At 58.1% G+C, this 12,181-nt stretch carries 11 protein-coding genes; 3 read left to right on the forward strand and 8 right to left on the reverse strand.

The annotated features are described in order from the left end of the window. Nucleotides 1-268: 268 nt before the first annotated feature. Nucleotides 269-1,372 carry a DmpA family aminopeptidase gene (locus ACKZ62_RS14795; RefSeq protein ID WP_179178994.1) on the reverse strand — a complete coding sequence of 368 codons (1,104 nt, stop codon included), beginning with the start codon at nt 1,370-1,372 and terminating at the stop codon, nt 269-271. Nucleotides 1,373-1,381: 9 nt separating this feature from the next. Further along, nucleotides 1,382-2,746 (reverse strand): APC family permease, encoded by a 1,365-nt coding sequence (locus ACKZ62_RS14800; RefSeq protein ID WP_032891482.1) that lies wholly within the window; start codon nt 2,744-2,746, stop codon nt 1,382-1,384. Between the two features lie 198 nt (nt 2,747-2,944). Here ACKZ62_RS14800 and ACKZ62_RS14805 point away from each other — a divergent pair, with 198 nt between their 5' ends. Continuing rightward, on the forward strand, nt 2,945-3,730 hold the full coding sequence (locus ACKZ62_RS14805; RefSeq protein WP_032891481.1) for a helix-turn-helix transcriptional regulator: 786 nt from the start codon (nt 2,945-2,947) through the stop codon (nt 3,728-3,730). Between the two features lie 63 nt (nt 3,731-3,793). Here the strand turns inward: ACKZ62_RS14805 and ACKZ62_RS14810 are convergent, their stop codons facing one another. From ACKZ62_RS14810 to ACKZ62_RS14830, 5 genes are all read right to left on the reverse strand, one after another. Then, nucleotides 3,794-4,258: a M10 family metallopeptidase C-terminal domain-containing protein gene (locus tag ACKZ62_RS14810; protein ID WP_122757294.1), complete on the reverse strand. Its 465-nt coding sequence runs from the start codon at nt 4,256-4,258 to the stop codon at nt 3,794-3,796. 222 nt (nt 4,259-4,480) lie between these two features. After that, nucleotides 4,481-5,560, reverse strand: a complete 1,080-nt coding sequence (locus tag ACKZ62_RS14815; protein ID WP_447095434.1) for a polyamine ABC transporter substrate-binding protein — start codon at nt 5,558-5,560, stop codon at nt 4,481-4,483. A gap of 60 nt (nt 5,561-5,620) precedes the next feature. Beyond that, on the reverse strand, nt 5,621-5,962 hold the full coding sequence (locus ACKZ62_RS14820) for a cupin domain-containing protein (RefSeq protein WP_032891477.1): 342 nt from the start codon (nt 5,960-5,962) through the stop codon (nt 5,621-5,623). Between the two features lie 27 nt (nt 5,963-5,989). Then, nucleotides 5,990-7,396, reverse strand: a complete 1,407-nt coding sequence (locus tag ACKZ62_RS14825) for an NAD(P)/FAD-dependent oxidoreductase (protein WP_447095435.1) — start codon at nt 7,394-7,396, stop codon at nt 5,990-5,992. Nucleotides 7,397-7,445: 49 nt separating this feature from the next. Then, nucleotides 7,446-8,255 (reverse strand): helix-turn-helix transcriptional regulator, encoded by an 810-nt coding sequence (locus ACKZ62_RS14830; RefSeq protein WP_095184808.1) that lies wholly within the window; start codon nt 8,253-8,255, stop codon nt 7,446-7,448. A gap of 256 nt (nt 8,256-8,511) precedes the next feature. On the opposite strand from ACKZ62_RS14830, the gene ACKZ62_RS14835 reads away from it, so the two are divergent. Continuing rightward, nucleotides 8,512-8,784, forward strand: a complete 273-nt coding sequence (locus tag ACKZ62_RS14835) for a DUF1652 domain-containing protein (RefSeq protein ID WP_032891472.1) — start codon at nt 8,512-8,514, stop codon at nt 8,782-8,784. A gap of 11 nt (nt 8,785-8,795) precedes the next feature. Here the strand turns inward: ACKZ62_RS14835 and ACKZ62_RS14840 are convergent, their stop codons facing one another. After that, nucleotides 8,796-11,243: a UvrD-helicase domain-containing protein gene (locus ACKZ62_RS14840; RefSeq protein WP_447095436.1), complete on the reverse strand. Its 2,448-nt coding sequence runs from the start codon at nt 11,241-11,243 to the stop codon at nt 8,796-8,798. 219 nt (nt 11,244-11,462) lie between these two features. Between ACKZ62_RS14840 and ACKZ62_RS14845 the strand changes: the two genes are divergently transcribed. Beyond that, nucleotides 11,463-12,158: a pirin family protein gene (locus tag ACKZ62_RS14845; protein WP_095184810.1), complete on the forward strand. Its 696-nt coding sequence runs from the start codon at nt 11,463-11,465 to the stop codon at nt 12,156-12,158. Nucleotides 12,159-12,181 lie beyond the last annotated feature (23 nt).

The raw sequence follows: 12,181 nt of genomic DNA on the forward strand, positions 1-12,181 counted from the left end.
ACTGACACAACTTGAAATCTTTCGTCTACATCTATTTCCGCCGTAAAAAAGTAGCAAACTGCCAACTAGTGAAACTTTTGTGCCGGGTTTATTGGGGCAACTTGGTTTTGTCCGACAAAAAGCAGCGGGCACGTATTTAAATATTAAATAGCACCGATGCCGCTCAAGTTGAGCGGCACAGTTAATAATTGGATCCACTATATTGCCACGGTGTCATTGGCAACATTAAACAGCCATTACTTCAACTAATAATAGGCGTTGTCCCCCATTACCGGGACACACTCCACCCCGTATCGTGTAATGCCTGTAACAGCGTCTCGCCCATCAAACCCGGAACTTGCACGCCATCGTCGGTGTTCATGGTTTCACCCGCCAGAATGGCGTTGATGATTGCCTCTTCCACCGCCTCTGCTGCGGCGCTGAACAGCGGCGAAATGTGGTCGTTATTGACCATCTGCAACGCACTGCTGAACGGCAGGCCCTTGCGGCCGTAATCCGCGGCAGGCAGGTCCTGGTTCCCAGTGGCGAAAGCCAGGAACAGATCGCCACTGGAATCTTCGGTGCCGCCGCCGGTACGGGCGATGCCGATGGAGGCGCGTTGCGCCAGACGCTGGCATTGATGCGGCAGCAACGGCGCGTCGGTGGCCAGGATCACCACAATGGAGCCCATGCCCGGTGTACCACGCTCGGTGAAGGGCGATGGGATGTCCATCAACCGGCGTCCCACCGGATAGCCATCCACCCGCAGCTCCTGGCGCTTGCCATGGTTGGCCTGGACCAGCACGCCGACGGTCCAACCGCCCTGCTCCGCCGGCAAACGCCGCGACGCCGTGCCGATACCGCCCTTGAATTCATGGCAGATCATTCCGGTGCCGCCACCCACCGCGCCCTCTTGTACCGGACCGGCTTCGGCGTTGACGACGGCTTCGCGCACATGTTCGGGTTTCACATGTTGGCCCCAGATATCGTTGAGCAGGCCGTCGTAGGTCTCCATCACCACCGGCATGCACCAGTACACCGCCGGGTCCGCGAGGCGCTCGCGCTCCAGGGCGATCAAGGTGTCGCGCACAATGCCGATGCTGTGGGTGTTGGTGATGGCCAGCGGTGTGGTCAGCAGCCCTGCTTCACTGATCCACTCCAGGCCCGTTGCATCGCCATTGCCATTGAGCACGTGGTAGCCGGCGAAGCAGGGTTGCTGGCGCGCTTCCCCGGCGCGCGGCTGGATCACCGTCACACCGGTGCGCACTTGCTTGCCGTCGATACGGGTGTTGAGGGTACTGTGGCCCACCCGCACGCCCGGTACATCGGTGATGGCATTCAACTCACCGGGTGTGCCCAGCCCCAAAGTGATGCCCAATTGACGTGCGCGCATAACCGCTCCTTACAATTTCTGGAAGACCGGACTCGACCGGCCGCTGATGCAATAGAAAATCACCGACAAGGCCAGCAAGCCGAGGATGATCATGATGTCGCGCACAGACGCCGCATAGATCAAGGTCACCAGCAAGTAACCTGCACCGATGACAGCCAACAACGCCGGCAACGGCCACAGCGGCATGCGATACGGGTGTTCGCGGTCGCGCAGCAACACGCGGCTCATCAACGCGCTCAACGCCACTACCAGGTACACCAGCATGATCAGCAACACGCTGAATGAGGTGAGGTCCGCCAGGTTGGAACTGAAGCTGAGCAGCGCCGAAGGGATCGCCAGGAACAGCGTCGCCAACCAGGGCGAATCCCAGCGCGGGTGAATGCGGGTGAATAGTGTGTTGATGGTCGGCGTCCACAGCGCATCGCGCCCGCTGCTGAATACCACGCGGCCGATCTGGATCACGATGGCGACAATCGCGTTGAACACCGAGAGGAAGATCCCGGCACTGACCAAGCGCGACAAGGTTTCATTGCCGTGGCTGGTGAGCAAGTAGCCAATGGGGTCTGGGCTGCTGATCATTGCGCTCAGGGACGGCGCGCCGATCAGCAGTGCGGTGATCGGCACCAGTTCGATCACCACCACCAAGCCCAGGGACCACAACACGGCCTTGTGCACGCCTTTGCCGCCGCACTTCATGTCTTCGGCCAGCAGCACTGCGGGGCCGTAGCCATTGTAGGAAAACAAACCTATGCCCACCGCACCGATCACCAAGGCCCACGGCGCGAGATGCAGCACGCCGTTTTCGACGATCTGGGGCTGGAACAACACACTCGCCGGCTGCACCGGGTTACCAAACCCGATAAATACGATCACCAGTAGCGCTGCCACTTCCAGCAGCAAACAGGTGCCGGTAATCCAGGCATTGAGCTTGATATTGAGAATGCCCAGGGCGTAGCTGCACACCACAATCACCAGGGCGACGGTTTGCGAGTCGAACGTCGTACCCAAAGCGTTGTTGAGATAGGTCGCGGCCCCGGTGGCCAATACCGGCGGGATGAATAGCAACATCACCAGCACCGTGAGAAAGGTCGCATAGCCAGCCATGCCACCGAACACACGCTTGGCGTACACATATTCACCACCGGCACTGTTGTGGGCGCGACCCAGTTCGGCATAACAAAACGCGAACATCAGCGCGAGCAGGCCGGCCATCACAAACGCCAGGAACACACCACTGCCCGCCTGCTGGATGGCAAAGGGCGCGATCACAAACACGGAACTGGCCGGCGTCACTGCGGAAACGGTGATGGCCACTACATCGAAAACGCTAAGGGTAGGTTTCAACACGCCGTCAGGCGTGGGGGAAGTGCTCATATCGTTATCCTCTGTCGTTGTTCTTGGTGTGAGGCAGAAACGAAAAATGATGTTTTTCGGGATATGTTTCCCGTTGGATGATGAAGACGTTATCGCCCAGGAGCTTGTCAGCCAATTCCCCTATTGGCGTACTCCCCTTGACGGTTCCCGGCAAAAGCCGAACCCTTGAGCGATCTTTTGCTGGCGGGAGCCTGTGATATGAGCCTGTTCCGTGAGGTCGGCATGCACGCTGGCTTGGGCCGTACCGTCGCGCACATCGGTACCCAGGGTTTCTGGAAACAGTTGGTGCTGTTGTTGCACCAATGCCTGCCCTTCGATAACGCGTTGGCGATTTTCTACCCGTTGGAGGGCGCGCCCCAAGCCCTTGAGGAATACGACGCTCAGCCCAGCAGCAAACCGGCGTCGATGCTGACGTACCTCAATGGCCTGTATTTGCTCGATCCGTTTTTCCAGGCGTGTCGCGAAGGGTACTCCAGCGGTGTATACCGCCTGGAAGAAGTGGCGCCGGACCATTTCCGACAGAGTGAATACTTCCTCAATTACTTCCATGACAACGTGCTGGAAGACGAGGTGCAATTGATCCTGCAACTGCCGGGGATGGGGACATTGTCACTGTCGCTGGGGATGCAGCGGCGGTTCAGTGCAGAAGACACTGGACTGATGACGATGATGGCGGCCTGGGTACTGCCGCTGATGCAGCAGCATTGGCAGCAAAGCACCCAGCGCGCCCCAGCCATGGACAGCCAGATCAGGGATGCCTTGAGCCAGTTCGGCTGTGGCGTGCTGTCGGACCGAGAGCTGGAAATCGCCCGTCTGGTGCTGCGCGGGTTTTCCTCTAAGGCCATGGCTGAACGCCTGAATATCTCGCCGGACACGGTGAAAGTGCACCGTCGGCATTTGTACGCAAAGCTGGATATCTCATCGCAGCCGGAGCTGTTTTCGTTATTTATCCAGTCGCTGGGGCATGATCTGGAAAATCCGTAGAGCGATATCGACGTAAAACGGCCGGGCAGCACACGCTGCCTGACCATTTTGCGGTGAGTGGATTTAACTAAAGAATTTAACGTGATCGGCCAACAACTTTACATTATCAATACGGATGGAGAAGTTAGGCCCCTGCGCATTGACTTTCATATCCAGCGTACTCCAACCAAAAGGGCTGTGCTTTAACTGTACATCGCCTACTTCAGCGGGTGCGCGAGGCCGAATATGAATTATCTTTATCTTGTTATTCTTTACCATGTCAGACAAATCAACTTTATCCTCCCTTGGATTGAAGTTGAAAATAGTATCCGGATCATTGCTCGTAGAGTCTGTGAAGTGTTCGTACTTGAAGGTATTCGCACCTCGCGCGCCCACCAACTGGTCACTGCCCCCGCCACCGACAAGCACCGAAGCCTCGTCGGGCCTGGCGTTCAGGCGTTCGCGAGCGTCTGTGCCACGCAATACAGGAAGGCTGTTTTCGGGACGAGTCCACGTTCCGCCATTTGGCAAACTTTGTACTGAAGACATATGAGGTACCTTTTCATGTAATGATCAATAAAGAAGCTTCGTGAATTGCGGACGAGAACTTCTCACACTGATACCTCTCTTCCCACTCGAACTGTTTTTCCTGTCGTTTCCGGAAAACAGCAAAACATCCCTTAGCCTAATAATTCAACTGAACGTTGCTGGCCACGCTTCGTAGACCAGCAACACTTTCAAATATATTTTGCAGTACTCGACAGCGTTTGATCAGCGGCCCATACGAATCGTATTCCACACCCGCGTGCGAATCCGGTCGATATTCAGCGGCATTGATTCCAGCGCGAACAACTTGCCCATCATGGCTTCGCTTGGGTAGATCTTGGTGTCCGCCTTGATCTCTGGATCGACCAGGCTGTCCGCAGCGCTGTTGCCATTGGCGTAATGCACGGAGTTAGTAATGTCCGCCATCACTTGGGGCTCAAGCAGGTAGTTCATGAACGCGTAGCCAGCCTTTTCATCGGGGGCATCCGCAGGCATGGCCACCATGTCGAACCAGATAGCGGCGCCTTCCTTGGGGATCTGGTAACCGATTTTCACGCCGTTCTTGGCTTCCTTGGCGCGACTCTCGGCTTGCAGCACATCGCCGGAGAAGCCGACGGCCACGCAGATGTCGCCGTTGGCCAGGTCGCCGGTGTATTTCGAGGAATGGAAATACGCCACGTAAGGCCGCACTTTCATCAGCAAGGCCTCGGCCTTTTTGTAGTCTTCGGGCTCCTTGCTGTGGGGCGGCAAACCCAGGTAATTGAGGGCGATAGGCAACAGCTCCGGGCCATTGTCGAGGATGGCTACGCCGCACTTGCTGAGTTTTTCCATGTATTCGGGCTTGAAGATCAAGTCCCAGGAGTCCACCGGGGCGTTATCCCCCAGCACGGCCTTGACCTTGTCGATGTTGTAGCCGATGCCGGTGCTGCCCCACAGGTACGGGAAGCCATGGGCATTACCCGGATCGTTGTTTTCCAGAGTTTTGAGCAGCACCGGGTTGAGGTTTTTCCAGTTGGGCAACTGGCTCTTGTCGAGCTTTTTGAGGGCGCCGCCCTGGATCTGCCGGGCCATGAAATGGTTGGACGGAAACACCACGTCGTAACCCGAGTTGCCGGTCATGAGCTTGCCGTCGAGGGTTTCGTTGCTGTCGTACACGTCGTAGCTGAAACCGATCCCGGTCTGCTTCTGGAAGTTCTTCGTGGTGTCTGGCGCAATGTAGCTGGACCAGTTGTAGATTTTCACCGTCTCGGCGGCCTGGCTGATAGAGGCCACCAACATCAAGGGCAACAGGGCAATGGCTTTCATGGTTCGATTTCCTGGCGGTTTTAGGGCTGTTTTTATGGCAGGCGATCAAGGATCAAAGCGTTACAGAATCAGTACGTAGGTCTTGCGCACGGTTTCCTGGATATCCCAGATTCCGGTGCTGTTGGCGGGCAACATCAGTGCGTCGCCGGCTTGTATGTGGACGATTTCACCGTTGTCGGGGGTGAAGGTGCAGCGGCCCTGGATAAAGTGGCAAAACTCCTGGGATTTGATCTGGCGACGCCAACGACCCGGCGTGCATGCCCAGATGCCGGTTTCGACGCCGTCGCTGCGCTCTACGCTCAAGGTCGAGGCCACCGCAATCGGCTCGCCCAGGGGCACGGCCACGGGTGACGAGTCCGGCAGGTGGGCATTCAGCGTGTCTTTGAAGTGCGTGATGCTCATGGGTTTTTCCCGTGTAAGTGAAACGACTCAGTGCATGAACCCTTCCATGAGTCCGGCCAAGCCGGTCGCCAGCTTGCGGCGCCAAGGGGCGGTGTTGGGGTTCGCCAGGACTTGGTCTTCATGGACAAAACTGCGAATGATCGCGTTGTAACCCAGCCAACGGCAGGGTTCCGGTTCCCAGGCCTTGAGCGCATCAAGGCCGCGCTCGCGGATCACCCAAGGTTGATAGGTCAGTGGCGTGTCGCGACGGAGGATCAAATCCGCCAGAGTGCGGCCACCCAGGTTGGTGGCTCCAACGCCCTCCCCGCCATAACCGCCGGACAGCGCGATGCCGGTGGTGTGATCACAGAGCATGTGCGGTCGAAAATTGCGCGACATACCAAGGTTGCCGCCCCACGAATGGGTAATCCGCACGTTCTTGAGCTGTGGGAAGAGTTCGCCGAACAGATAGCGACGTAGCTCCACTTCGCTATCGGTCAAATCGAAGTTGTGGCGAAGTTTGCCGGCGAACTGGTAACCGCCGCGGGCCCCGAACACCAGTCGGTTGTCTGCCGTGCGCTGACCATAAGTGACCTGACGGCTACTTTCGCCAAATGCCTGGCCGTGGCGCAGGCCAATCTCGTCCCAGGTGCTGGCGGGCAGCGGCTCGGTGGCGACGATCAGGCTTTGCACCGGCAACTGGTAGCGGCCCAACGGCGGCAAAGTGTTCGCGTAACCCTCGACGGCGGGCACTACCCAAGCGGCGCGGACACTGGCCTTATCAGTGCACAGGCTGCCGGACTGCCACTGGGTGACCGGACTTTTTTCGTAAATCGTAACGCCCATGCGCTCCACTGCCCGCGCCAGGCCGCGCACTAGCTTGGCCGGGTGGATCGTGGCGACGTGAGGTGCATAGATACCGCCATAGGGTTTGGCAATGCGGATCTGTTCGGCCAACTGCTGTGGGGTCAGCCAGCGATAATCGGCTTCGGTGAGGCCTTGGGCGTAGAGCTTGTCCAGGTAGGCACGCAGGCTGCTCTCCTGCTCGGGGTAACGGGCCGCGCAGTACAGCGCGCCGCCCTTACGGTAGTCGCAGTCGATGCCTTCGCGGGCCAACACCTGGGCGACTTCATCCGGAATGCTGTGCAGCAGGTCGAATGAGGCCCGGCGTTGTTCAGGTGCCAGGCCGGCCAGCAGGCGATCTTCGCCCAGCAGGTTGCCCATCAGCCAGCCGCCGTTGCGGCCCGATGCACCGAAGCCGGCAGTTTGAGCCTCGATAATCGCAATCTTCAGCTCGGGCGCCTGGCGTTTGAGGTAGTAGGCGGTCCAAAGCCCGGTGTAGCCGGCGCCGATAATCGCCACATCGACGTCCAAGTCGTATTCCAGGGTCGGCCGCGCCACCAGCGGGTCGTCCAGTTGGTCCATCCATAAACTGATGTTGCGCCATGCCGGCATGCCAAGCTCCCCAACCACGTTTCGATGGGGCTGATCCTAGGGCCGGCGGTTATTCGTTGTCTTGCGCGCGTGCACGCAGGGAAATTTGTTTGACGTAGGCCTTGGGCGACTGGCCGGTGTGCTGGCGGAAGGCACTGTAGAACGCCGACAGCGAATTGAAACCGGCGGCAAAGGCCAGGTCGTCTACCTTGATCGGCGGGCGCGCGTTATCCAGCGCGGCGAGCAAATGCTGCAGGCGCGCCTGGTTGACGTAGCGATAGAAGCTTTGACCCAGCACTTGGTTGAGCAGGTAGGAAATCTGATTGCGGCTGTAACCGCACTCCTTGGCGACTCGCTGCAGGTCCAGTTCCGGGTCCAGATAAGGCTGCTTGTGCTCGAAATACTGCTGCAGGTCATTGGCCATATGCCCCAATTGCTGGGGCGACAGGCCCAGGCGGCTGACGCTGGGGCGTTGGGCCTGGGACGGTTGTTCGTGCACCAGTGACGCGTATTCATTGACGCGCCAGATCAGCCCATCGCGCACGGTGATGGCCTCGCTGGTACGGAATGACACCAGCCCATGGCCACCACGCAGGGTGATGCGGTACTGAATAAAGGCGGTATCGCCGTCAGCGCGGATGCGGTCGGTGTGTTCAATTGCTTCGTCAGCTTCGCGTGGCATGCTGGCTTGCAGGTAATCGCGCAGCTCGGCGTAACCGACTACTCGGTTCTGGAAAAAGTCGTGGTACTGGATGTCCGGGTGGTAGTAGGACATCACCCCGTCCAGATCGCGATGGCGCCAGCACAGGTGATGGCGTAATACCAGGTCGCCCGTGGCTTGGGTATGCAGGCAATCATCGTCGGGAGCGATGTCAGGCATGGTGAGCTCTGCAGCGGGAAAACCGTGGAGATTGCCGAAATTCGGTGGTGCGTTCAATGGCCAGGTGCAACTTCGGACTAATGGCCACTTGCCCATTTCTGAGCAGGACATGACCCACATCAACCGTTAGGAAAACAACCGCCGAACGGGAGGAAAAAAGTCACCTCCAGTTAAGAGCGAATGCTATTTTTAAGCTCTACAACGCCAAGACCAGTGACGGTCATGGCCCCCTGCCGCGAGCTAAAGGAAGCGCTCAATGAACAAGGTGGGCAACATGAATAAAGTGACGTTCCCCAACGCCTGCCAGCTGATGCGCTGGCATTTTCATCCAATGGGCTTCGAGGGCAGCATGGACGCGCCCGGCAGCATGATCGCCCGCCTGTTTGACCGCGTCAGCGGCGAAACCCTGATTGCCATCGCCGGCATCCCTTGTGCCACGGTCATGAATGCCGCTGACGTAGAGCGGATTATCGAGGCGGTGGAGGATGAACTGGCGTCGTTTGTGCCACCGCTGTCACTGCGGGCCTGAGCCATCAGCCATCAGCCGCGCTGATCGTCAAAAAACGCTTTCTTTCCATCTACATGCTCCGAGGCCTTCGGCATATTCACGGCCTGGCCTTCGGGCTTCTCCACATACCAATAGCAATGGCTGACCGCCCGGGTAATGCCGACGTAAGCCAGGCGCAGCGCTTCGTCTTTTTGTGCCGTGTCATAGGGTTCGCTGTCGCCAGACTTGCCCAGACCGGCCATGCGATAGACCTGGTTTTTGTAGGGGGAACGGGTGAGGTGTTGGCAATCCCCAAGCAGGAATACGGCGTCCGCCTGTAAGCCTTTGGCACTGTGATAGGTCAACTGTTTCAGCCTGCGAGCTTGAATCGGCAAGCTAGAATCCACATTAACTACAGACTGAATATGCTCTTGAATCAGTAACTTATCGCTACTTTTTCGATACAGCATTAATACCGACTCGCCCTTCTGATAATGCTCCAGCAACTGACGGCCCAGCGCCGCGTCGTCACGCTCCAGCACCTTGACCGGCTGCAACGCCTTGGGCGCGCCGCTGGCTTTTGCCTTCTTTCCGGGGATCGCCGGCGCGGTGCGCACGATGTGCTCGGCAGCATCGATAATGTGTTGGTGGCTGCGGTAATTCTCGCCCAGCATCACCCGCGTGGTGCTCGGCGACGGGAATTCCTGATTGAACTCCATGAAATACTTGGGTGAACTGCCCCGCCAGCCATAGATCGATTGCCAGTCATCGCCCACACACAACAGCGAAGAATGCTGGGCACCACGGCCCACGTGCATCGCGGGGCCACGGCTACGGATTTCCCGCAGGCTGGCGCGGATCCACGAGACGATCTGCGGCGACACGTCCTGGAACTCATCGATCATCAGATGCGACAGCGGCCGTAACAGCGGGTCGCTGAGCAGCTTGAGGTTTTCCGGAGTGTTTTCACCGAACAGCGAGAACATGCGGTTGTAGGTCATGATCGGCGGTGACTGGTCAAGCAGATGGTCTTCCAGGGCCTTCCAGAAAATGCTCAGCGCCTCGAAGAAGAAGCGGTCCGGATCGTCCTTGGCGAAAGTCATCTGACCCACGGCGGTCGGAACATCCACCCCAAGGTTTTCAATAAAGCCGGCCGCCATGACAAAACTGTCGAGCAACGGGGCACCAGCCAGTTCACCTTTAACCTTGTAATCAAACCCGGGGCCGGAGGACGCATCCCCAGCCAAGCTGCTTAAAAGGCGCTTGGATGATTCATAATTATCCAACCAAATTAGAGGCTTACGACAGAAAGCTTGAAACAAGGTTCGCTTCACTGCCCACTCCGCACGCAGTGACAGCTTGGCGTTGGGCCGACTGAGCTGGGCGTTTTCCCGCGAATCGAAACCCAGTACTACCCACGCGTCCAGCTCAGGGATATAGCCATGGCAATGGAACTGCGCGCCATTGATCTCAATGGTCTGGCGACTAGGCTCAATGCCCTTGATCGGCCAGGCACCTGCGCGAAACCATAGATCTTCGATTGCATCGCACAGCTCTTCATCTCGTTTAGCAGCCAGTTCGGTCACCGCCACGCGCTTTTGCACATCCGGGTGGTCACGTTCCAGCTCCTTGAGCTGCAAGCCATGCCGAGCCAGGGGCGCGATCAACGCTTGAAAGCGCGGGTGCTGCCCGTAAAGTCGGTGGTAGCAGGCATTCATTTGTTGGCGCTGGGCGTCGTTGATGCGCAGGTCGAACGGATTACTGTCGGCATCCTCGAAACCTGAACTAAGGTTCTCAAACGCTTGCAGGCGCTCAAAACCCGGCAGGCTGCGGACCATCGGCAGGATGCGCGAGTGAAAGGTGCGCACTACCGCCTGGGCTTCTTTCATGCCAAGCGGTCGACCCCACAAGCTGAGAATATCCATAAGCTTGTTGATGAAATCCTTGCGCGACTCGCGGGTGAAGGTCACCACGGTCATCGAACTCAATTCAAAGCCCAGGTAATGGGTAAGCAACAATATGCGCAGGACCAGCGAGGTGGACTTACCCGCACCGGCCCCGGCGATCACTGAGGTGGACGGCGTGTCACTGAAGATCATCTTCCATTGCGCCGCACTGGGCTGGGCATGGGCCGGCAGCAAGCGGGCCACGTCGGCCTTGATGCGTTTCTTCACGTCCGCCGTCAAGGGCAATCGCCAATCATCGAACAAACTGTCATCGACACCGGGCGCAAGATGCTCTTCGGGACGAAAGTCGCGTATCAACAGGACTTGTCGACCTTCCTCGATACCATCGGCCTTGCCCTCACGATAGCCATACTCCACACCCGCTTCGTGACCGCTGCGAAAACCATCGGCCTGACCGTGCAACCAGGAAAACCGGTGCTGTGCGCGCAAACGGGTCAAGCCATGGCCAAACAGGCGTGCAGCCAGGCGTTTCAACAGAGGCATTTGCGCCAATGGGAGCAGTTCGGGGGGCAGATCAGGCTTTTGTTGCGGCACGCGGACTCCTGCGGTGAGCTGGTTTGTGACAAGTGCGCCATGGTCGCCGGAATCGGCGCTCAGTTCCAGGCAATTGCTTTGCTGTCATGCAGTTAGCCGATGAAGTGAAAGTCAAAACACCGCTAATCAATCGCTTTACCTGATAGGAATCAGGCATTTTTTACGCTTTTTATCGATCATGGCCTACGGGATCATAAGCGCCATCAACAGGAGACGATCATGCTTGAACTTCGACCTTTCAACTCGCTGGGCGGCGCCCACCATGGCTGGCTTGATGCCCATCACCACTTCTCGTTCGCCGAGTACCACGACCCCAAGCGCATGCACTGGGGCAACCTTCGCGTGTGGAACGACGACATTATCGCGCCAGGTACGGGCTTTCCACAGCATCCGCACCGTGACATGGAAATCATCACCTATGTGCGCGAAGGCGCCATCAGTCACGCCGACAACCTGGGCAATAAGGGCCGGACTGAAGCCGGCGACGTGCAGGTTATGAGCGCAGGCACTGGGATCGCCCATAGCGAATACAACCTGGAAGCGACGCCGACAAAGATTTTTCAAATCTGGATCATCCCGAACGAGGCCGGTTTGCCGCCCTCCTGGGGCGCAAAGCCATTTCCGAAAGGTGACCGCGAAGGGTTTGTCACCCTGGCCAGTGGCAAAGCCGGTGACAGCGAAAGCCTGCGCATTCGGGCTGATGCACGCTTGGTGGCAGCCAACCTGAAAGCTGGGGAAACGGCAGAGTATCGCTTGGACAGTGGCCGCCGTGCCTATCTGGTGCCAGCCACGGGAGTGATTGAAGTCAATGGCTTGCGTGCGCAAGCGCGGGACGGTGTTGCGATTGAAGATGAGCGGGTGTTGCGGGTAACGGCGATTGAAGACAGCGAGATCGTACTGGTCGATCTGGCCTGAGCTGAGTCTTCATCCCGATAAAT

Source organism: Pseudomonas sivasensis (assembly GCF_052938085.1).

Excerpts from the sequence above, each read along its gene's own strand:
- ACKZ62_RS14795 (WP_179178994.1), bottom strand. The coding sequence starts at position 1,372 with ATGCGCGCACGTCAATTGGGCATCACTTTGGGGCTGGGCACACCCGGT.
- ACKZ62_RS14800 (WP_032891482.1), bottom strand. The coding sequence starts at position 2,746 with ATGAGCACTTCCCCCACGCCTGACGGCGTGTTGAAACCTACCCTTAGC.
- ACKZ62_RS14805 (WP_032891481.1), top strand. The coding sequence starts at position 2,945 with ATGAGCCTGTTCCGTGAGGTCGGCATGCACGCTGGCTTGGGCCGTACC.
- ACKZ62_RS14810 (WP_122757294.1), bottom strand. The coding sequence starts at position 4,258 with ATGTCTTCAGTACAAAGTTTGCCAAATGGCGGAACGTGGACTCGTCCC.
- ACKZ62_RS14815 (WP_447095434.1), bottom strand. The coding sequence starts at position 5,560 with ATGAAAGCCATTGCCCTGTTGCCCTTGATGTTGGTGGCCTCTATCAGC.
- ACKZ62_RS14820 (WP_032891477.1), bottom strand. The coding sequence starts at position 5,962 with ATGAGCATCACGCACTTCAAAGACACGCTGAATGCCCACCTGCCGGAC.
- ACKZ62_RS14825 (WP_447095435.1), bottom strand. The coding sequence starts at position 7,396 with ATGCCGGCATGGCGCAACATCAGTTTATGGATGGACCAACTGGACGAC.
- ACKZ62_RS14830 (WP_095184808.1), bottom strand. The coding sequence starts at position 8,255 with ATGCCTGACATCGCTCCCGACGATGATTGCCTGCATACCCAAGCCACG.
- ACKZ62_RS14835 (WP_032891472.1), top strand. The coding sequence starts at position 8,512 with ATGAACAAGGTGGGCAACATGAATAAAGTGACGTTCCCCAACGCCTGC.
- ACKZ62_RS14845 (WP_095184810.1), top strand. The coding sequence starts at position 11,463 with ATGCTTGAACTTCGACCTTTCAACTCGCTGGGCGGCGCCCACCATGGC.